The organism is Chromobacterium sp. INPA-IVC (assembly GCF_059047085.1).
The window spans coordinates 214,136-235,913 of sequence record NZ_JBTNLS010000001.1 but is presented as its reverse complement, the minus strand read 5'-3'; the positions used below and the strand labels follow the sequence as shown (position 1 = coordinate 235,913).

Genomic DNA, 21,778 nt, shown 5'->3' with positions numbered 1-21,778 from the left:
CCCCGGCCCCTATCCTGAACTATCCTCCAGCCCGCCACCCAGCGACCGGTACAACGCCGCCATGTTCTCCGCCTCGGCAAGACTGGCGCTAATCCACTGCTGGCGCGCGGATTGCGCTGTGCGCTGAGCCTCCAGCAGGCTTAGATAGCCATCCAGCCCCTGCCGATAACGCGCTTCCGCCAAGCGCAAGGAGTTTTCCGCGCTGGCAAGCGACGCTTGCCGCGCTTGCTTTTCCTCCGCCAGCGCCTGGCGCTGGCTCAAGGCGTCGGCCACTTCGCGAAACCCGCTCTGCAGGGCTTCCTCGTAAGCGGCCAGCGCCGCCAGCCGCTGCGCGTCCGCCTGGTCCACGCCGGCCCGCGCCGCGCCGCCATCCAATAATGGCAAGCTGGCGTCCAATGCCAGGCTCAAGGCCCGCGCAGGCGCGTTCAGCAGACCGGCCAGCGTCACGCCGCTGAGTCCTGAGCTGGCGCTGAGTCCCAGCCTGGGCCATAAACCCGCCCGCGCGACGTCCACATCCGCATGGGCGGCCCGCAGCAGGTTTTCCGCCTGGCGGACATCCGGCCGGCGCAGCAAGGCATCAGCCGGCGCGTCCACCGGCAGCGCCGCCAGCGTGTACGGTTTGTCTTCCAACGCCGCCGGCAGCTGCTCCTGGTCCAGTTCCGCGCCGACCAGCAATTGCAGCGCCAAACGGTCCCGCTCCGCCAGTCCTTGATAGCGGGCGACATCAGCCCGCGCCTGCTGCGCCACGGTATTCATCGCGCTGACGTCCAGCGCCGAAGCCGCGCCCAAGCGCAGCCGCTCGCGCGTCAGGGCGAGCGAGCGCTCGGCGCTTTGCCGCGTCGCCTGCGCCGCGGCCAGCTGGCTGCGGTCTGCGGCCAAGGTCAAATAAGCATTGGCGGTTTCCGCGATCAGACTGACCCTCGCCGCCTGCGCGCCAGCCTCGCTGGCCAGATAGCGTCGCCACTGCGCGTCGCTCAGGCTCCTCACCCGGCCGAACAGGTCCAGCTCGAACGCGCTGACACCCAGGCCGACGCTGACGCCGCGGCTATCCGCCGCCAACGATGGATCGCCGCTCCGGGTCAACTGCCGATTGGCGTTGCCCTGCAGCTGCACGGTCGGCAAGCGTGCCGCGTCCTGCACCCGATACTGCGCCCGCGCCGCCTGCACATTGGCGACGGCCGCGCGCAAGTCGCGGTTGTTCGCCAGCGCCTGGGCGATGGTTTCGCGCAGGCCCTCGTCGACAAAGAAGCGCCGCCAGGCCACGTCAGCCTGTCCGCTTTCCGCGTCCGACGCCGGCCAATGCGCCGGCACCGGCGCGGCGGGCCGCCGGTAATCCGGCTGCGGCGACGCGCAGCCTGCCAAAGCCGCGCCCATCAATAAGCAGAAAACTCGCTTCATGGCCGCGCCTCCGCCAGTTTCAAACGCCGCTGCGCGACTTGCCGCGCCAGGCCGCGTATCAGCAGATGCGCCAGCGGCACGAAGAACAGCGTCAGCAGCGTGGCCGACACCACGCCGCCCAGCACCGCCGCGCCGATCGCGTTCTGGCTGCCGGCTCCCGGCCCGCCAGCCCAGACCAGCGGCGCGACGCCGACGCCAAAGGCCAGCGAGGTCATCAGGATGGGCCGCAGGCGCTGGCGGGCGGCGGCCAGCGCCGCGTCCAGCGGAGCCGCGCCGCGCCGGATCGCTGCCTCGGCGAACTCGATGATCAGGATGGCGTTCTTGGCCGACAGGCCTATCGTCGTCAGCAGACCCACCTGGAAATAGATGTCGTTGGACAAGCCGCGCGCCATCACCGCCAGCACCGCGCCCAGCACGCCCAGCGGAATCGCCGTCATGGCGGCGCATGGCACCAGCCAGCTTTCGTACAGCGCCGCCAGGCACAGGAAGACGAACAATATCGACACCGCGTACAGCAGCGGCGTCTGGCCGCTGGACAGCCGATCCTGATAAGACAGGCCGCTCCACTCGTACTGCGTGCCCGGCAGCTTGCCGGCTATCGCCTCCACCGCCTTCATCGCCTCGCCGGAACTGACCCCGGCGGCGGCCGAGCCCGACAACGGCAGCGCCGGCAGACCGTTGTAGCGGTTCAATTGCGCCGGGCCGTACTCCCAGCGCGCGCGGGCGAAGGCGGAAAACGGCGTCATCGTGCCGTCAGCGCCACGGACAAACCACAGGCCCAGATCCTCAGGCTTGGAACGATACGGCGCGTCGGCCTGCATCATCACCTTCTTCACCCGGCCGCGGTCGACAAAATCGTTGATGTAGCGCCCGCCCCAGGCGGCGCCCAGCGTATCGGCGACATTGGCCGGGTCCAGCCCCAGCGCGGCGGCCTTGCTCTGGTCCACATCCAGCCGCAATTGCGGCTTGTCGTCTGCGGCGCCGGAGCGCACCGCGCTCAGCCTGTCGTCGCCCTGGGCCGCCTTCAGCAGCTGGTCGCGCGCTTTGGCCAAGCCCTCGCGCCCCATGCCGGAGGCGTCCTGCAACCAGAACTCGAAACCATTGGTCTGTCCCAGCCCGCCTATCGGCGGCAGCACCATGCCGAACACCTCGGCGTCCCGCTGCGAGGCCAGCGCGGCGGTGGCGCGGTCGGCTATCGCCTGGGCACTGTTCTCTTGGCCGCGCCGCTGCGACCAGTCTTTCAGCGCGACGAAGGCCATGCCGGCGTTCTGGCCGGAGCCGCCGAAACTGAAGCCGGACAACATGTACACCGACTCGACATTGGCCTTCTCGGCCTCAAGAAAATGCTGCTCCACCGCGCGCGCCACCTTGTCGGCGCGCTCGTGGGTGGCCCCGGTGGGCAGCGTGAACTGCACCATCACCGTGCCCTGGTCCTCGTCCGGGATGAAAGCAGTGGGCAACCGCGGATACAGCGCCGCCAGGCCAGCCGCCAGCGCCAGATAGACCAGGCCGCCGCGCAAGGGGCGGCGCAGCCAGACCGGCAGCCAGCGGCCGGCATAGGCCGACTGCAGACGCTGAAAACGGCGCTCGAACGCCGCCAGCGGGCCGTGTTCGGACGGCGCATGCGGCCGCAGCAACGTCGCGCACAAAGCCGGCGTCAGGGTCAGCGCGGTCAGCACCGACAAGGCCATCGCCGCGACGATAGTGATCGAGAACTGGCGGTAAATGACGCCGACCGAGCCGCCGAAGAAGGCCATCGGCAGGAACACCGCGCCCAGCACCAGGCCGATGCCGACCAGCGCGCCGCCGATCTCGCCCATCGAGCGGACGGTGGCCGCGCGCGCGTCCAGTCCCTCCTCGCTCATCACCCGCTCGACGTTCTCCACCACCACGATGGCGTCGTCGACCAACAGGCCGATTGCCAGCACCATGCCGAACAAGGTCAGCGTATTGATGCCGAAGCCGGCCGCCGCCAGCACCCCGAAGGTGCCCAGCAGTACCACCGGCACCGTCAACGCCGGAATCAGCGTGGCGCGCCAATTGCGCAAAAACACGAACATCACCAGCACCACCAGCGCCACGGCTTCCAGCAATGTTTCCATCACCGCGCGTATCGACAGCCGGACGAAATGGGTGGTGTCCTCCGGATAAGCGACGCGGATGCCGGGCGGGAAATTGCGCTCGAGCTCGGCGACCCGCGTCTTCACCGCCTCTGCGGTGGCCAGCGCGTTGGCGCCCGGCGCCAGCATCACCGCCAGGCCGGAGGCAGGATGACCATTCAGCCGTGAGCTGCTGCTGTAATCCTCCTGTCCCAGCTCCACCCTCGCCACATCGCCCAACCGCACCGCGCCGCCGTCCGGCAACGCCTTGACCACGATGTCGCGGAACTGCTCCGGCGTGGACAGCCGCGACCAGGCCGTCACCATTGCGTTGAGCTGCTGGCCCGGCGGCGACGGCAAGGCGCCCAGCTCGCCGACCGAGACTTCGGTGTTCTGCTTGGAGATGGCGGCGCTGACGTCTGATGGGATCAGACCGTAGCTGTTGAGCTTGTGCGGGTCCAGCCACACGCGCATCGCGTACGGCGCGCCGAAGGCCCGCACCGAGCCGACGCCGTCCACCCGGCTCAGCGGGTCCTGCACATTGCTGGCCAGCCAGTCGGCGATGTCAGTATCGCTGCGCTGGCCGCTGACATCGTAAAAAGAAGCGATCAGCAGGAAGTCGCCCTGCATCTTCTGCACCGACAGCCCATTCTGCTGCACCTGCTGCGGCAGCCGCGCCAGCATCTGGCTGACCTTGTTCTGCACCTGCACCTGAGCGGTGTCGGCGTTGGCGCCCTGGCGGAAGGTGAGCATGATCTCGGCCTGGCCGGACGAGGAGCTGGTGGAACTGAAATACATCAGATTGTCCAGGCCTTTCAACTCCTGCTCCAGCACCTGGATCACGCTGGTCTCCACCACCTGGGCGGACGCGCCGGGGTAGCTGGCGCTGACCATCACCGTCGGCGGAGCGATGTCCGGATATTGCGACACCGGCAGCGCGCGCAGCGCGGACAGGCCGGCCAGCATGATGACGATGGCCAGCACCCAGGCGAACACCGGGCGGTCTATGAAGAAACGCGCCAGCATCGCTCAGCTCCTCCCGGCCAGGGCCGGCAAGGCCACCGGCGTCGCCGCCTCGCCTGGGCGGGCCCGCTGCAGGCCGTCGACGATCAACCTGTCGCCGGCCTTCAGCCCCGTCGTCACCAGCCAGTAAGCGCCGTGGGTGCCTTCCGTCGTCAGCAACCGCTGCTCCACCTTGTTGCCGGCGCCCAGCACCAGCGCGGTGGCGCGGCCCTTGTCATCGCGCGCCACGCCTTGCTGCGGCGCCAACACCGCCTGACGGCGCACGCCCTGCTCCAGCTCGGCGCGCACATACATGCCAGGCAGCAGCAAGCCTTCGGGATTGGGGAACTCGGCGCGCAAGGTCACCGCGCCGGAGACGCGGTCCACGTTCAACTCGGTGAAGCGCAGCTTGCCGGGATGCCGGTACGGCGCGCCGTCCTCCAATTTCAGTCTGGCAGCCGCGCCGGCGGGCTGAAGCTCGCCGTCGGCCTGACGGCGCTTGAACGCTAAGAGGTCTTGGCTGGATTGGACGATGTCGACATACATCGGGTCCAGCTGCTGGATGGTGGCCAGCGCCGCGCTCTGGCCCGAGGTGACCAGCGCGCCCTCGCTGACAGCCGAGCGGCCGATACGGCCGGAAATCGGCGCCAGCACGCGGGTGCGCGACAGGTCCACCCTGGCCGCCGCCACCGCAGCCTCGCCGGCCTTTACCGCCGCCAGTCCCTTGCGATAATCGGCGTCCGCCTCCTCGCGCTCCTGGCGGCTGACCCCGTCTATCTTGGCCAATTCGGCATAGCGTTCGGCGCGTCCCTTCAGGCTGCCCAACGCGGCGCGGGCGGACGCCAGCGTCGCCTCCGCCTGCTGCAAGGCCGCCTGGTAGCCGGCCGGATCGATCTGGTACAACACATCGCCGGCTTTGACCAAGCCACCCTCGGTGAAAGCCCGCTTCAGCACGATGCCGTTCACCTGCGGCCTGACTTCGGCGCTGCGGTAGGCGACGGTGCGGCCGGCCAGCTCGGTCCGTATCGCCACATCCTTCGCCTCCAGCTTCACCACCCCGACCTCGGGCGGCTTGCCCGCCTCCGGCGCCATTTCCGGCCCCTTGCAGCCGGCCAGGCCCGCCGCGATCGCAACAACCGTCAATATCCGCATATTCCAGTGCATTCCGGCCGCGAAAACGGGAACCATCAAGCCCCCGGAAAAATGCGCGCGCGGACGCATGCTGTCTTCGGCGATTGGACTTGGCGGCTCCCGCTTCGGGCTCAATCGAGTCCAGAAACCGAACGGCGGACAAGCCGGGCGCAGCGCCCGCGCCCATCCGCCGCTCGCAAGAGCTTGCAGGCAAATTCCCGGATTTGAGACGGGAATCTTGGCATCGGCGACAATGTTAATGATAATACTTATCACTTGCAATAAAATCGCCAGACGCTTTACGAATGGAAAGGAAACCCTCCATGCCGCTCCCCCACGCCACGCGCCGCGACGCGCTGCGCCTGGCCGCCGCAGCCGGCCTCGCCGCGCTGCTCGGCGCTTGCGACGCCCCGGCCCAATCCGACGACGCGGCCTCCGCCTCCGCCGGCTGGCCCCGCACCCTGGACACGCCCAAGGGCAAGGTGACGCTGGACAAGATGCCGCAGCGCATCGTCTCCACCAGCGTGACGCTGACCGGCACCCTGCTCGCCATCCACGCGCCGGTGGTCGCCAGCGGCGGCAGCGCCGCCCATTCCAAGGTGACGGACGACCAGGGCTTCTTCACCCAGTGGAGCGCAGTGGCCAAGCAGCGCGGCGTCACTCCGCTCTATCAGGGCGAGCCCAATGCCGAGGCCATCATCGCCGCCCAGCCGGACCTGATCGTGATGGCCGGCACCGGCGGCGACTCCGCGCTGAAGCTGTACGAACAACTGAGCCAGATGGCCCCGACCCTGGTGGTGAATTACGACGACAAGAGCTGGCAGGAACTGGCCACGCTGCTGGGCCAGGCCACAGGGAGAGAAAAAGAAGCCAGCGATGCCATCGCCGGCTTCGACGCCGAAGCCGGCCAGTTGAAGGCAACGCTGAAGCTGCCGCCGCAGCCCACCGCGGCGCTGGTCTATTACGAGGACGGCTCCGGCGCCAACCTCTGGACGCCGCAATCGGCGCAGGGCAAGCTGTTGCAGTCGCTGGGATTTGAGCTGGCCACCGCGCCGGACAGCGTCAAGGGCAATACCAGCATGGGCGTGCGCCACGACATCATCCAGCTGACCGGCGAAAAGTTCGCCGACGGTCTGCAAGGCAACTCGATGATCCTGTTCAACGCCGACCAGGACCAGGTGCCGCAGGTGCTGGCCAATCCCTTCCTGGCCGGCAATCCGGCGGTGAAGGCCAAGCAGGTGTACGCCGCAGGCCTGGACACCTTCCGCCTGGACTACTACAGCGCGCGCAATCTGCTGGCGCGGCTGCGCAAGCAGTTCGGCTGAAAACCGCCTGAGCGGCGACAATAAAAAAGCGGACCAAAGTCCGCTTTTTTGATTAAGGGCTTAGAACTGCCTTAGCAAAAAATCGTATGTCGACTCAAGCGCGACAATATAAGGAGCCTTGCCCTCAGGCACTTTCATCGGAGAAACCCCACGCACAAACACACGTTTGCCATTGATCTCGACATCGAGCCAAACAATGAAAGCAGGCCCATCATTAGGGTTTTCCTGCAAACTCATCACGCCACGTTTCCACTCGTCGTCCCCGGACATACTGTTAAACAGGTTGGGATCCACCACCGCGAATGACCCGTCCAACAGATCTTTGACTGAGCCCATCGCTGCAGCGGCGCCCAGCGGCCCCAATGCCGCGCCGACCGCGCCCGCTCGGAAAGAATGCTGTTGATTCAAATAGACAACGAAATGATGGACCTTAATGCCTACCGGGCCACTTGCATGAAAATGCTCATACACGCGATGTTGTAGCAGACGCATCGCGGATGGACTCATATCCATCTCGCCCAACCGAAATATGCCGTAGCGCTCGCTCGTAATCAAATAGCTGAAAATCTCTCTTTTTTTCTCATCCGCCGGATGTAGATCTTGAAGTACTACCGATTGAGATTTATCTAGGTCGGCCACATTGGCCTTGAGCGGCGGCGCAGACGCGCAGGCAGTTAAAAGAACAGAAAATGCAAGGATAACAAATGATTTCATGAAAATGACGCAGGCAATCGTTTTAGTTAAAAATACATCCACATTGGACTTCGGCTGCTTTAACCGGCCTCAAATGGACGCCAAGCCAAGCTCAACAAACCATATCCTACAGTCGATCAAACCAACCTCAGGCCAGCGATTGTAAAGCGAGACGGCCCACCCTGCCGCAAAAATAAGCCGCAGAGCCAGCTGCCCACGCCAAAGCTCAAGACCCCGCCGCCTGCTCCGCCGGTTCGCCTTCAGCCTGCTCCGGCTTGCCGCCGGAAAGGCGGCGCAAGGAACCAAAGCCCACGCACATCAGCAAACCCGCCGCGGCCGCGCCCGCGCCGAACCAGGCCACCGCCATCAGCGGCGCCAAGGCCCGCGCCAGCGCGCCCAGACCCAGCGCGCCCAGGCTGTCGCCCACCACGTCCTGCGCGTTCCACAGGCTGTTGACGCGGCCCAGAAGGTGGTCCGGCGTCTGACCCTGCACCAGCGTGAACTGCAGCAGCGAGGCGATGGAGCCCAGATAGCCCAGCACCACCAGCGCCGCCAGGCCGTAAGCCAGGTGGGTGAAGGCGCCCAGGGACGCGATGGCCAGCGACGAGGCGGTCACGCAAGCCAGCATCATCGCGCCGGGACGGCTGAGGCCGCCCACCCAGCCGCTGGTGAAGGCCCCCACCATCGCTCCCAGCGGCACCGCCGAATACATCAGGCCCACTTCGAACGCGCCGCCGCCGTAGCCATCCTCGGCCAGCGACGGATACAGCACCCGCACCGCGCTCAGCAGCGTCTGCAGCGTGCCCACCGCCACCACCGCGCCGACCACCTTGTTCTGCCACAGGAACTCGAAGCCTTCCATCAAGGACCGCAGCGGGTGCGACGGTTCGGCGTTTTGCGGCTTCAGCGACGGCAGGCGGGTCAGCGGAATCAGCGTGGCCAAGGTGCCGATGCCTGCCAGCAGGTAGTTCCAGTTGACGCCGGCGGCGGTGATGATCAAACCGCCCAGGAGCGGCGACAACACCGCGCCGAAGCGCACCGTCAACATGCTCAGCGCGCCGGCGGCGGGCAGATTCTCGCGGCCGACGATGACCGGAATCGACGCCATCAGCGAGGTGATGCCGATGCCGCTGAAGAAACCGTCCCAGGTGGATACCACATACAGCGCCGTCACCGACGGGTTGGTCATGAAGCCGTTCAAGGCCAGCGCCAGGAAGCCCAGGCCGCAAGAAGTCCGGCCCAGCAGGATCAGCCGGCGGCGGTCCATGCGGTCGGCCAGCACGCCGCCGCACATCAGGCCGGCGAACATGCCGATGCCGTCCAGCGCCATCGCCGCGCCCACCTGCAGCGTGGAGCCGGTGAGCTGATGGATCTGCACCGGCACCGCCACCATCAGGATGCCGAAAGCGAACACCGAGATCATCCGGGCGATGAAGATGGAGCGGAAATGCGGATTGAGCCTGAGCAGGCTGAAGTCGACGAAGATGGGCGATTTTTTCATGTTATCAACGCAGTGGTTCGAGAAGCGCGGCTCAGTGGCCGCGAACGGGAAAAATTGACGGCGTCACGCCGCAGCGTGGTTTCTTCATGGAGTTTGCATGGTAACATTGCAGATTCGTATTAGGAATCATTTTCATTTAATCATGCCTACTCGCCCACATGCGGCCACGCGCCGACGGATGACGCTCTTGCTCGCCTGCCTGACGCTGCTGGCTGTCGTATCCGTGCTGAGCCTGGCGCTGGGCGCCAAGCCGATTCCGCTCGCCACCGTCTGGGACAGCCTGCTTGGCCGCGCCGCCGGGCCGGACAGCGTGGTCGTATTGCAAGGCCGGCTGCCGCGCACGCTGCTGGGCCTGCTGGCCGGCGCGGCGCTGGGCTTGTCCGGCGCGCTGATCCAGGCGCTGACCCGCAATCCGCTGGCCGACCCCGGCATACTCGGCGTCAACGCCGGCGCCAGCTTCGCGATGGTGCTGGGCGTCGCCTTCCTCGCCGTGGACAGCCAAGGCGGCTACATGGCCTGCGCGGCGGTGGGCGCGCTGTGCGCGACGCTGCTGGTCTACGCCGTGGGCGCGCGCGGCCGCCGCGCCGATCCGCTGCGCATCGTGCTGGCCGGCGTGGCCGTCGGCGCGGTGCTGATGGGCCTGTCCGCCGCCATCACCCTGCTCGACCCCATCGCCTTCAACCGGCTGCGCTACTGGAACGCCGGCACGCTGGACGTGCGCGACATGGCCGCCGTCGGCCTGGCCGCGCCCGCCATCCTGGCCGGCGGCCTGCTGGCGCTGCTGCTGGCTCGCCCGCTGAACGCGATGGGCCTGGGCAACGATCTGGCGGTCAGCCTGGGCGGCCGGCCGCTGCTGATCCAGGGCGGCGCCGTGGCCGCCGTCACCCTGCTGTCCGGCGCCAGCACCGCCGTCGCCGGGCCGATAGGCTTCGTCGGCCTGATGATTCCCCACGTCGCGCGCCGGCTGGGCGGCGCCGACCTTCGTTGGAGCCTGCCCTTCACCGCGCTGCTGGCGCCGATACTGCTGCTGTCGTCCGACATCGCCGGCCGCTTGCTGACGCCGGGCGAGCTGCGCGTGTCCATCGTCACCGCCTTCATCGGCGCGCCGGCGCTGATCTGGCTGGCGCGCAGCCACGGCGGATCGGGAGGCAAGGCATGAAAACGGCGCATCTGCGGCTGGGCGACCCAGACGGCCGCTTCAATCTTCGCATCAAGCCGGGCCGGCTATGGCCGGCGCTGCTGCTGATGGCGGCCTGCGCCGCGCTGGCGCTGCTGAGCTTGCGCGCAGGCGCCCTGCATCTGAGCGTCGAGCAAGTGTGGGCGGCGTTGCAAGGCCAGGGCAGCCCGCTGAACGTGGCCGTGGTACAGCAATGGCGGCTGCCGAGGGTGGCGATGGCGCTGGTCATCGGCGCGTCGCTGGGCATGAGCGGCGCGATTTTCCAGTCATTGCTGCGCAATCCCTTGGGCAGCCCGGACGTGGTGGGTTTCAACACCGGCGCTTACACCGGCGCGCTGCTGGTGATCACCACCATCGGCGGCAGCCATTTCCAGATCGCCGGCGGCGCGCTGGCCGGCGGTCTCGCCTCCGCCGCGCTGGTTTATCTGCTGGCCTGGAAGCGCGGCGCGCACGGGCTCCGGCTGATCATCGTCGGCATCGCCGTCAGCGCCATGCTGAGCGCGCTCAACAGCTGGCTGCTGATCAACGCCAGCCTGGAGTCGGCGATGAGCGCCGCGATCTGGGGCGCCGGCACGCTGAACGGCATGACCTGGAGCAAGGGCCTGCCCTCGGCGCTGTTCTGCCTGCTGGCCATGCTGGCTGCGCTGGCGCTGAAGCCGCGGATGCGGCTGTTGGAAATGGGCGACGACTGCGCCAATGCGCTGGGCGTGCCGGCCGAGCGCACCCGGCTGTGGCTGATGGGCCTGGGCGTGGCGCTGATCGCCTCCGCCACCGCGGCCGCCGGCCCCATCGCCTTCATCGCGCTGGCCGCGCCGCAAATCGCCCAGCGGCTGCAGCGCGCGCGCGCCACCAGCCCGCTCACCGCCGCCTGGACCGGCGCGCTGCTGCTGTTGGCGGCCGACTACGCCGCCCAGCATCTGTTCTATCCGCGCCAGCTGCCGGTTGGCGTCGTCACCATCTGCATCGGCGGCCTTTACTTGCTGTGGCTGCTGCTGCGCCAAACCGGAGGCGCGAAATCGTGACCACCCTGTCCTTCAAGCTCAACCCCGCCGCGGCACTCGACGCCGCCCTGCCCGCGTCCGGCCTGCCGCGACTATCCGGCGACGGCCTGCGCCTGGGTTACCGCCAACGGACGATTTGCGAGCGGCTGAACCTGCGGATACCCGATGGCTCCTTCACCGTCGTCATCGGCCCCAACGGCTGCGGCAAGTCGACGCTGCTGCGCAGCCTCAGCCGCCTGCTGAAGCCGCTGGAAGGCCAGGTGCGGTTGGACGGCCGCGACATCCACAGCCAGCCGGCCAAGGCGGTAGCCCGCCAGCTGGGCCTGCTGCCGCAAAGCGCCGTGGCGCCGGACGGCATCACCGTGGCCGACTTGGTGGCGCGCGGCCGCTACCCGCACCAGGGCCTGCTGCGGCAATGGAGCCGCGACGACGAGAACGCGGTCAACGAAGCGCTGAAAGCCACCGGCACCGCCGAGCTGGCTAACCAGCTGGTGGATGAGTTGTCCGGCGGCCAGCGCCAGCGCGCCTGGGTGGCGATGGCGCTGGCTCAGCAGACGCCGCTGCTCTTGCTGGACGAGCCGACCACCTATCTGGACATCGCCCACCAGATCGAACTGCTGGAGCTGTTCCGCCGGCTGAACCGCGACGGCGGCCGCACGCTGGTGGCGGTGCTGCACGACATCAACCACGCCTGCCGCTACGCCACCCACTTGATAGCGATGAAAGACGGCCGCATCGTCGCCGAAGGCGCGCCGTCGCGCATCGTCACCGCCGAATTGATCGAACAAGTATTCGGCCTGCCCTGCCTGATCATCGAAGACCCGGTCAGCCACACGCCGATGGTGATTCCGCGCTGAGAGCCACAATAGGGTGACGGGCCGGTTCCATACGATTCAGCTCGGCTCGTCATTCAGCTCTTGCTCAGCGCCAGCGACGCGGTTTCCGTCACCGCGAACTCAGGCGTGGAATGATCCTTGAATCCTTTCAGCGCCTGAATCACCGCCTTCTCATGCTCGTTGATTGTCGGCTTGTCCATGTCTTCTATGTCGACGATAAAAAACAATTGACAAACATCCTCAAACAATCGATCCAGCTTGTCAGACTCGCAAAAATTCTTGATATGGCCATTTTGCCCGACATTCAGTCCGGTCAGCCCACAAGCAATGCAGCTATTGCTCAGCTTATTCAGGATGGCTCCCGGATAGCAATGCAGGCCGATGTATACATCCGGGCGAATAGCATTGATGTCTTTATCTTCAATGCACTTATCCGCCCCCTTCCCATTCAGCAATTGCACCGCGCCCCCGCCAATAATCTGAAAACCGTGGCCGATCACTATCAGGCAAGTACGCTCATTGCGCGCCTTCATCAGTGCTTCCATCAGTCCGGCGATGCTGTCATAGAAGAACGCGGCATCCACAACCGACGTCCTCATGGCCTCGCTCATGATATTGAGATATTCGGAGTGCTGCTGGCTTATGGAGCCGGGGATATAAAGCTCCACCCCCACGCCTCTTGAGTCCTCTTCGCTGAAACGAAGGTATTTTTTCACCAGCTCAAGCCCATACCCGTAAAACTCCAGGGACTGGTCCAAAACCGAGACCCCAGAGCTGTTCGCCACCCCCTCTCCCACTACGATCAAGATTTTCATCTGAGTCTCCTTCGCTTGCGGTTCAAGATGCGGGACGCGGCCGGTTCTCACCAAGCCAATCACCACCCGACTCACAAGATCAGGGACGTCTGGAACAGATGTCTGTGACTCCGACCGTTCAGACATGGCCTAGCCGTTTATGCAAGGTCTTTTCCTAACCGGCATTACACAGAAAACAGCAGTGACCCAGCAAAGATCTTGAGCAAACATCCCATTGCAAAAAAATGCCGCGCCTGATTACCAAGCGCGGCATTTCCGCGTCCTCAATGCGCCTTGCCTATCCAGCACAAGGCAAAACGCACCATCACCCCAGGCTGTCCACCTCCTTCAGGATGCCATCCAGCAACGGTCCTAAAGTCTCCAGCGACTGCGGCGACACGATGTCCTCGTGCGCGCAATCGAGCTCATGCACGGAGAGGCCGGCCAGGTGCGGCCGCCAGGTCTCGCGCACGTCCATGCCTTCCGGCAAGGTACGGCGGGCGACGAACAGCGTGGCCTCGCCGTCGTAGCGCGGCGTGCGCGCCTGCGACAGCAGACGCACCGCGTCCTGGTAGTTGGCGACGATGTGGCCGAACATCTCGGTCTTCTCGCGCAGCATGAAGGCGTCGGCCGCGTCCTCCGTGGCTGACATGAACAGCTCCTGCTCGCGTGCCACCTCGGCCTTGGCCTCGTCCTCGGTCGGGCCGTTCCAGTCCTGACCCTCCGGCGGATAGGTGTCGAGCAGGCCCAGGAAGGCCACCTCCTCGCCCAGCTGCCTGAGCTTGGCTGCCAACGCCTGCGCCACCGTGCCGCCCAGCGAATAGCCGATCAGGTGATACGGCCCTTGCGGCTGGATGCGCCGCAGATTGGCCAGATGGCGTTCGCACACCTCGTCCATGTCGGCGCAGCGCGCGATGGCGCCGTCCGGGCGCGGCGACTGCAGACCCACCAGTGCGAGGCCGGGGCGCAGATGGCGCGACAGGCCGCTGTACTGCCAAGCAAAGCCGGACGCCGGGTGGATGCAGAACAGCGGCCGCCCCTTGCCGGCGCGCAGCGGCAGCACCTCGCCGAAGCCGGCCAGCGCCGGATCGGATGCCAGACCCGCGTCGGACAACACCGCCGTCAGCTTGGCCACCGTCGGCGAGCTCATGATCTGGCCGACCGAGACCGGCAGCTTCAACTCGCGGCGCAGCGTCGCCGCCAGCCGCATCGCCAGCAGCGAGTGGCCGCCCAGCGCGAAGAAGTCGTCGTCGGCGAACACCGCATTACTCTCCAGCGTCTCGGCGAACAACGCGGCAATGCGGCTCTCCAGGCCCGGACGCGGCTCGCGGCCTTGGGCCGCCGCCATAGCGGACGGCTCCGGCAGCGCCTTGCGGTCCAGCTTGCCGTTGGCGCTGAGCGGGAAATCCGCCAGGCGCATCACGGCCACCGGCACCATATGCGCCGGCAACGCCTTGGCCAATGCCGCCCGCAGCGCGTCGGCATCGGGCGGGTTGTCCGGATCGGACGCGATCACATAGCCGACCAGCTGGCGGTTGTCGGCGCCGGCGGCGTGGGCCGCCTGGCCGCCCAGCGCGCGGGCGTGGACCACGGCGCGGGCGACGCCCGGCAGCGCTAGCAGCGCCGCCTCGATCTCGCCCAGCTCGATGCGCTGGCCGCGTATCTTCAGCTGGTCGTCGCTGCGGCCCAGATACTCGACCGCGCCGTCCGGCAGCCAGCGCGCGATGTCGCCAGTGCGGTACATCCGCTCGCCGTCGGCGTACGGATCGGCGACGAAGCGGGCCGCAGTCAGATCCGGCCGGCCCAGATAGCCGTGGGCCAGCTGCGCGCCGCACAGATAGAGCTCGCCCGGCGCGCCGACCGGCACCGGCCGCAGCGCGGCGTCCAGTATCCGCAGCGCGGTGTTCCACACCGGCAGGCCGATGGGCACGCTGGCCGATTCCGGCGCCGGCTTGGCCGCCGGCTGGTAGCTGACATCCACCGCCGCTTCCGTCGGGCCGTACAGATTGTGCAGCGGCGCGTCTATCAGGCCGGCGCAGCCGTCGGCCAGCTCGCGCGACAGCGCCTCGCCGCTGCAGAACACCCGGCGCAGGCCGGCCGCCTGGGCCGAACGCGCCGCCGCGTCGCCCTGCATGTGCGCCAGCAGCGCCGCCAGCATCGACGGAACGAAGTGCAAGGTGGTGACGCCACGCGCGGCGATCAGCTCCAGCAGCGCTTCCGGGTCGCGGTGGGCGTCCGGCGGCGCCATGAACAGCCGCGCGCCGACGATCAGCGGCCAGAAGAACTCCCACACCGACACGTCGAAGCTGCAAGGCGTCTTCTGCAGCACCACGTCGTCCGCGCCCAGGCCGTACTCGTGCTGCATCCACAGCAGGCGGTTGACGATGGCGCGGTGCGAAACCAGCACGCCCTTGGGCCGGCCGGTGGAGCCGGAGGTATACAGCAGATAGGCGGCGTGGTCCGGTGTCAGCGCCGGCGCGTCGAAGGCCTGCGGCTCCACCGCCAACTCGTCCTGCAGCAGCAGCGCGCCCATGTCGGCGAAGCGCGGCGCGAGCTCGGCGCAAGTGACGATCAGCGCCGGCTTGGCGTCGGCCACCATATAGGCCAGCCGCTCGTCTGGGTAGCCGGTGTCCAGCGGCAGGTAGGCGGCACCGGCCTCCTGCGCCGCCATCAGCGCCAAGCTCAGGTGCACCGAGCGCGGCAGCGCCACGGCGACGATGTCGCCCGGTTTGACGCCGGCCGCGCGCAGCCTTCCGGCCAGATGGCCGACCTGGGCGCGGGTTTCGGCGTAGCCGAGCGCGTGCTCCTCGTCCAGCAGCGCCGGCGCGTCGGGCGTCCTGGCGGCCTGGGCCGCCAGTAAGGCCGGCAGCGTGGCTTCGGGTATGACGACGGCGGTGGCGTTGACCTTGTCGATCAGCTCGCGCTCGGCGCCGGTCAACGGGTCGAAGGCCGACCATGCTAGCTCGGGCCGGTAGGCCAGATGCTCGAGCAGCGCCAGCATCCGCTCAGCCAGCTGCTGCGGCTCTTTCACCAGATTGCGGTACTCGATCAGCAGGCGCAGCCGGTCTCCCGGCAGCGCCAGCACCGTCAGCGGATAGTGGGTATGGCCGCGGTTGCGCAGCGAGGCGATGCGCGCGCAGTGGTAGTCGCGCGACTGCATGTCCTGATCCGGGTAGTTCTCCACCACCAGCAGCGTGTCGAACAGCGTGGTCGCGCCGGCCAGGCGCTGGATTTCGGCAAGGCCCAGCCCATCATGCTCCAGCAGACGGATCTGCCGCGCCTGCAAATCGGCCAGCTGTTCCCACAGCGGCGCGTCCGGCCGCAGAACCACCCGCACCGGAATGGTGTTGCTGAACAGGCCGATATGCTCGTCCACGCCGTCCACCGGGCTGAAGCGGCCCGACACCGGCGAGCCGAACACCACGTCGTTGCGGCCGGTCAGCACCGACAGCAGCGCACCCCACATGCCCTGCATCGCGGTATTCAGGGTCAGGCCGCGTTCGCGGCAACGCTCGGTCAGCGCGTCTTCCAGCGCTTGCGGCAGCACCAGCTCGAATTCCCGCACTTCCGGCGCGGCCGTCTGCTGGCCGAACAGCAGCGTGGGCTTGACGCCGCCCAGCGTCTGCAGCCACAGCTGCCGCGCCGGCGTCAGATCGCGCGCGGCCAGCGCGCGGACCACGCTGGGGTAGTCGACGCGGATAGACGGCAGCGTGTCCGGCCCGTCGCCGTAGGCGGCCAGCAGGTCGCGCAGCATGATGGGCGTGGACCAACCATCGACCACCAAATGGTGCGCGGTCAGGAACAGCGTGGACAGTTGGCCGTGGCGCGCCAGCGTGGCCTGCAGCAGCGGGCCGTCGCCGGGGCCGCCGACCGTAAAGTCGCGGTTCAGCTCCTCATGCTCCAGCGCCTGCAGCGCCTCGGCCTCATCGGCCGAGGCGGCCAGCTCCAGTTCGCGCCACGGCCATTCCGGCAGCGCAAGCGGCAGCAGTTGCAACGGCTCGGTTTGGGCCTCGCTGTCGAAACCGGCGGCCAGCTGCGGATGGCGGCGCAATACCGCCGCCAGCGCCGCGCGCAGCCTGTCGCTGCCCAGCGGGCCTTCGAAAGTGACACGGGTGATGGAGTTGTACTTGCCGGCCGCCTCGCCCAGCTGGGCGTGAAACAGCAGGCCCTGCTGCAGCGGCAGCACCGGCAGCGCCGCGGCCAGACTGCCGTGGCGGGCGCAGAGCGCCGCCAGCTCGGCGTCGGACAGCGGCGCGCCGCCGGCGCCGAGCGTCTCAGCGGCCACCAAGGTATCGGCCGCGGCCAGCGGATCGCGTTCAGCGAGATGCGCCAGCGCGGCGATCGCGCCATCCATCCGCTGTCCCAGGCGCTCTATGGCGTCGGCGCCGAACAGCGCGTCGGCCCAGGTCCAGTTGACCGCCACGCGCGGCGCGGCGCCGGACTCGTCGACGAAAACATTGGCCTCCAACCCGTATTGCAGCGGCAAGGCCGGATCGATGTCGACGGCGAAGGCGTCGGCGAAGCGGCCGCCGGCGGCCAGCGGCGTCCATTCGCCTTCGCCGGCCTGGAAGCGGCCCAGGTAGTTGAACAGCAACGCCGGGCGGTTCTGCGCCTCCAGCGCGCCCAGGGCCGGGCCATGCTCGTCGTCCAGATAACGCAGCACGCCATAGCCCAGGCCGTGGTCCGGTATCGCCCGCATCACGCGCTTGACCGCGCGCAGCGCCTCCAGAGCCGCCGCGTCGCCGGCCGCCCGGGCCGACAGGTCGAACAGCGCCGGATATTCGGCGGTCAGCCAGCCGACGGTGCGGCCCAGATGCATGCCGTCGTCGCTGGCGTAGCGGCCATGCGACTCCAAACCTACGCGCAAGCGCGGCGCGTCGAATTCGCCGCGGCAAGCCAGCAGCAGCGCCGCCAGCAGGATTTCCTCCACCGTCGCGCGGCAGGCGTTCGGCAGCTTTTGCAGCAACGCCGCGCTGGCCGCCTCGCCGAGCAGCGCGCGGCGGTGGCGGGCCGCGTCGTGGCGGTCTCGAGCCGGGTCCAGCGCCTTGGCGCTCAATGCGTCGGCCGGCGCGGCCAGCATGCCGCGCCACATCGCCAGCTCGCCGCGGCGGGCCGGCGCCTGGCCGGCCAGCGTCTTCGCCCATTCGCGCAGGCCAAAGTCCTCGCGCGGCAGTTGGACGGCCTCTCCGGCCATCGCCGCCTCGCAGGCGGACTGCAGCTCCGGCAGCAGCGCGCGCCAAGACACGCCGTCGACCGCCAGGTGGTGAACGGCCAGCAACAGATGCTTGCCGTCGGCTCCACTCCGCAGCGCCGCCTGCAACATCAGGCCGTTTTCCGGGTCCAGCCGCGCGCAGGCGGTTTCGAACAGGCTGTCCGGCGTCGCCTCCGGCGCGGCCTTGATCAGTACCCGCACGTCCAATGCGGACGGCGCGGCGTCCAGATGCAGCTGGCCGTCGGCGGCGCGGCTGCGCAATGCCGGGTGGGCGCGCTGCAAGGCCAGCAGGCCGGCGGCCAGGTGTTCGGCGGCCAGCGCCGCCGGCGCCTTCAGCCACACGCCCTGGACGAAGCGGCTGGCCATGCCGTATTGCTCGGCGAACCAGCTGACGATGGGCAGCTTGCCCAAGGGCCCTGCCGCGTCGTCGGCTGCCGGATTAACAGCAGACAGCGGCTGCAGAGCCGCCGCCATGCCGGCCGGCGTGCGCTTGGCGAACACATCGCGCGGGCGCAGCAGGAAGCCGGCGCGGCGCAGCTCGGTGCCCAGGCTCATCGCCGAGATGCTGTCGCCGCCCAGTTGGAAGAAGTCCTCGTCGGGGCCGGCCTGCCCCAGGTTCAGCACCCGGGCCACCGCCGCGCACAGCAAGCGCTCGGCGTCGTTGGCCGGCTCCCGCCCTGCGGCGGCGTTCTGCGGCCGGATCGCCGGCAGCGCCTTGCGGTCTATCTTGCCGTTGATGTTGACCGGCCATTCCGGCAGCACCGCCAGCGCCGACGGCACCATGTAGTCCGGCAGCGTCTCGGCCACTTGCGCCAGCAAGGCGGCGGACAGGCCGGCCTCCTCGTGGCGGCCGGCGTCGGCCATCGTGCAATAGGCGATCAGCCGGTGGCTGCCGCCAACCGCCTCGGCCTGCACCACGGCGGCGTTGACGCCCGGCAGGCTGGCCAGCGCGTGCTCGACCTCGCCCATCTCGATGCGGAAGCCGCGCACCTTGATCTGGTGGTCGACGCGGCCGATGAAGTCCATCTGGCCATGGGCGTTCCAGCGCACCAGGTCGCCGGTGCGGTACATCAGCTCGCCGTCGCCGAAGGGGCTGGCGACGAAGCGGGCCGCGGTCAAGGACGGGCGGTTCAGATAGCCCAGGCCCAGGCCGGCGCCGGCCAGGTACAGCTCGCCGGCCACGCCTATGGCCACCGGGCGCAGCGCGGCGTCCAGCACCAGCGCGCGGGTATTGGCCACCGGCCGGCCCACCACCGGCTCTTCGGCGATGGAGCCCGGCGCGCCCAGCGCGGAGATCGTGTATTCGGTCGGGCCATAGAAATTATGGAAATGCAGCTGTGAGTAGCCGCGCATCTCCTTCCACAGCGCCGGTGGCACCGCTTCGCCGCCCACCATCACCATGCCGGGCTGCCAGTGGCCGTCGTCCATCAGGCCGCAGTCCAACATCTGCCGCAGCAGCGATGGCGGCACGTCCATCTCGTCTATGCGCTCGCGACGCACCAGATCGACCAGCTGCTGCGCGTCGCGGCGCAGCTCCTCGTCGCACAGATGCACTTCCTGGCCCATCAGCAACCAGAACAGCTGCTCCAGCGCTCCGTCGAAAGACAGCGAGGCTGTCTGCATCGTGCGCACCCGGCGGCCGCGGGAGCGGATGAAGTCGCCGAACAAGCCGGTCTGCTGGCTCAACAGCAGGTTGAGGAAGCTGGCGTGGGCGATCATCACGCCCTTAGGTTTGCCGGTAGAGCCGGAGGTGTAGATCATATAGGCCAGCCGGTCGCCGTCCAGCGGACGCAGCCGTTCCGCGTCGTCCAGCGGCTGGGCGGCGCGGGCGGCCAGCCGCGCGCGGACCGCCTCGTCGTCCAGGCACAGCGCCGGCAGGTCCGGCAAGCGACCGCGAACGTCGGAGCGGGTCAGCAGCAGCGCCGGCGCGGCGTCCTCGCACATCATCGCCAGCCGCTCGGGCGGGTAATCCAGGTCCAGCGGCAGGAAGGCGGCGCCGGCCGCCAAGGTACCCAGTATCGCTACCACGGTATCGGCGCTGCGTGGCACCGCGACGCCGACCACGCTGCCGTCGCCGATGCCGCTCGCCAGCAACTCGCGCGCCAGCTGCGCCACGCGGGCCGACAGCTGGCCGTAGCTCAGCCGCTCGTCGCCGCATGCCAACGCGGTCTCATTTTGGTATTGCAAGGCGCTTTGCAGGAACACGTCCAGCGCGGTGCGCACGCCTGCCGGCGCGGCTACCCGCGGCCCCTGAGCCCACTCGTCCAGCGCCATCCGCTCGGCGGCGCTATGCAAGGGCGCGTCGCCGACAGCCGTGCCGCCAGCCAAGGCGGCGATGAAGCCGCGCAGCCGCCACGCATGCCATTCCAGCTCGGCCTCGTCATAGCGCGCCGGATTGGCGCTCAGCTCCACCACCAGCGCCTCGCCCTGCTGCCAGAGGCCGAATTCGATGTCGTCTATCGGCCCCACCGCCAGCGGCAGCGTGACGCCCGCCACCTCGCCCAGCCGCAGCGACTGATCGTAGATCTTCAGGTTCAGCGTCGCGCCGTACAAGGCGCGGTTGGAGCCGACCATGCCGCTGTCGCGCTGGATCTGCTCGGCATCGTAGCGCTCATGGCGGCGCACCTGTTTCAATTCGTCGGCCAAACGCCGCGCGAGCGTAGCCAGATCGTCGCCATCGTCGATATCCAGCGCCACCGGCAGCACGTTGACCACCGGGCCCACGGCCCGCAGCGCCGCCGACCCCATGCGCCGCATGAAAGGCACGCCCATCGCCACCCGGCTCTTGCCGCTCATCCTGGCAAGGTAGGCGAAAACGGCCGCCATGGCCTGCGGCGCCGCCGTTCCTCCGGCGATTTCAAAACGCCGGCGCAGCACCTCGACATTGGCCGCGCCATCTCCGGCCAGCGCGTCGCGCGCGGACAGGGTGGACGGAGATGGCAGCGCGGCGGCGTAGTCGCGCCAGAACGCGCGGTCTTCCTCGCAGCGCGGGCTGGCCAGATAGTTGTCGCGCTCGGCCGCGACATCGGCGAAAGAAACGAATGGCGACGGCGACGGCGCTTCGCCGCGGCTCAAAGCCTGATAGATATCGGCGATGCGGCGAGTCAGCGCGGCAAAGCTGTAGCCGTCAACGCAGACATGGTGGTAACGCTGATACCAGAACCAGCGCTCGCCCGCGCCGCCAGCCAGCTTGAACAGGCGGTGCAGATACAGCGGCCGCTCGCCGTCGGCCGGCAGGCCGGCGGACAAGTCTTCGCGCATCCACCGCCGAGCCAGGCTTTCCGGATCGGCCTCAGCGCTCAGGTCATGGACTTCGGGAAGGGGCAGGCTCTCGGCGCTCAACCCTTGCCGCAGAAGCTGCGCCGGGCCCTCCGGCGTTTCCAGATACTGGGCGACGACAGTGTCGGCCTCGGCCAGGCCCAAGCGGATGGACTGCCGCAGCCGCTCGGCGTCTATCGCGCCGTCCAGTTCGACGCAGTGGGCGACGGTGTAGGTGTTCTTTTGTTCGGCGATCTGGTCCGCTAGCCAGATGCCCAGTTGCGAGCCGAACAGCGGCAGCTCGCGCTCGACGGCGGAGGGTTTTGTTTCAATGGTCAACACGATGCTTCC

Annotated in this window: 11 protein-coding genes; 4 read left to right on the top strand and 7 right to left on the bottom strand. The window is 68.2% G+C overall.

From position 1 onward, the window contains the following. Positions 1-9 precede the first annotated feature (9 nt). Genes ACX17K_RS01055 through ACX17K_RS01045 form a run of 3 tightly spaced genes read right to left on the bottom strand, consistent with a single transcriptional unit; the run spans position 10 to position 5,651 of the window. On the bottom strand, positions 10-1,398 hold the full coding sequence (locus ACX17K_RS01055) for an efflux transporter outer membrane subunit (RefSeq protein ID WP_493773317.1): 1,389 nt from the start codon (positions 1,396-1,398) through the stop codon (positions 10-12). Continuing rightward, complete coding sequence (locus tag ACX17K_RS01050) at positions 1,395-4,523, bottom strand: efflux RND transporter permease subunit (RefSeq protein WP_493773316.1); 3,129 nt, start codon at positions 4,521-4,523, stop codon at positions 1,395-1,397. Before ACX17K_RS01050 ends, ACX17K_RS01055 begins: the two co-directional genes overlap by 4 nt. Before the next feature lie 3 nt (positions 4,524-4,526). Next, on the bottom strand, positions 4,527-5,651 hold the full coding sequence (locus ACX17K_RS01045; protein ID WP_493773315.1) for an efflux RND transporter periplasmic adaptor subunit: 1,125 nt from the start codon (positions 5,649-5,651) through the stop codon (positions 4,527-4,529). A 302-nt stretch (positions 5,652-5,953) separates the two neighbouring features. On the opposite strand from ACX17K_RS01045, the gene fepB reads away from it, so the two are divergent. Beyond that, positions 5,954-6,955 (top strand): Fe2+-enterobactin ABC transporter substrate-binding protein, encoded by a 1,002-nt coding sequence (gene fepB, locus ACX17K_RS01040; protein WP_493773314.1) that lies wholly within the window; start codon positions 5,954-5,956, stop codon positions 6,953-6,955. A 60-nt stretch (positions 6,956-7,015) separates the two neighbouring features. Here fepB and ACX17K_RS01035 read toward each other — a convergent pair whose 3' ends face one another. Together ACX17K_RS01035 and entS are read right to left on the bottom strand one after the other, a co-directional pair. Further along, positions 7,016-7,711 (bottom strand): hypothetical protein, encoded by a 696-nt coding sequence (locus tag ACX17K_RS01035; protein WP_493773313.1) that lies wholly within the window; start codon positions 7,709-7,711, stop codon positions 7,016-7,018. Positions 7,712-7,874: 163 nt separating this feature from the next. After that, on the bottom strand, positions 7,875-9,149 hold the full coding sequence (gene entS, locus ACX17K_RS01030; protein ID WP_493773312.1) for an enterobactin transporter EntS: 1,275 nt from the start codon (positions 9,147-9,149) through the stop codon (positions 7,875-7,877). Between the two features lie 178 nt (positions 9,150-9,327). On the opposite strand from entS, the gene fepD reads away from it, so the two are divergent. From fepD to ACX17K_RS01015, 3 genes are read left to right on the top strand one after another with little or no spacing between them, the layout of a single operon-like run. Beyond that, positions 9,328-10,308 carry a Fe(3+)-siderophore ABC transporter permease gene (gene fepD / locus ACX17K_RS01025; protein WP_493773311.1) on the top strand — a complete coding sequence of 327 codons (981 nt, stop codon included), beginning with the start codon at positions 9,328-9,330 and terminating at the stop codon, positions 10,306-10,308. Next, positions 10,305-11,348, top strand: coding sequence for an iron-enterobactin ABC transporter permease (gene fepG, locus ACX17K_RS01020; protein WP_493773310.1), 1,044 nt, complete (start codon positions 10,305-10,307; stop codon positions 11,346-11,348). Before fepD ends, fepG begins: the two co-directional genes overlap by 4 nt. After that, positions 11,345-12,184, top strand: coding sequence for an ABC transporter ATP-binding protein (locus ACX17K_RS01015; RefSeq protein WP_493773309.1), 840 nt, complete (start codon positions 11,345-11,347; stop codon positions 12,182-12,184). Before fepG ends, ACX17K_RS01015 begins: the two co-directional genes overlap by 4 nt. A gap of 53 nt (positions 12,185-12,237) precedes the next feature. On the opposite strand, the gene ACX17K_RS01010 is transcribed toward ACX17K_RS01015, so the two are convergent. Next, positions 12,238-12,978, bottom strand: a complete 741-nt coding sequence (locus ACX17K_RS01010; protein ID WP_493773308.1) for a hypothetical protein — start codon at positions 12,976-12,978, stop codon at positions 12,238-12,240. A gap of 304 nt (positions 12,979-13,282) precedes the next feature. Further along, the gene (locus ACX17K_RS01005; RefSeq protein WP_493773307.1) at positions 13,283-21,769 is read right to left on the bottom strand and encodes an amino acid adenylation domain-containing protein; all 8,487 of its coding nucleotides are present in this window, start codon (positions 21,767-21,769) and stop codon (positions 13,283-13,285) included. Positions 21,770-21,778 lie beyond the last annotated feature (9 nt).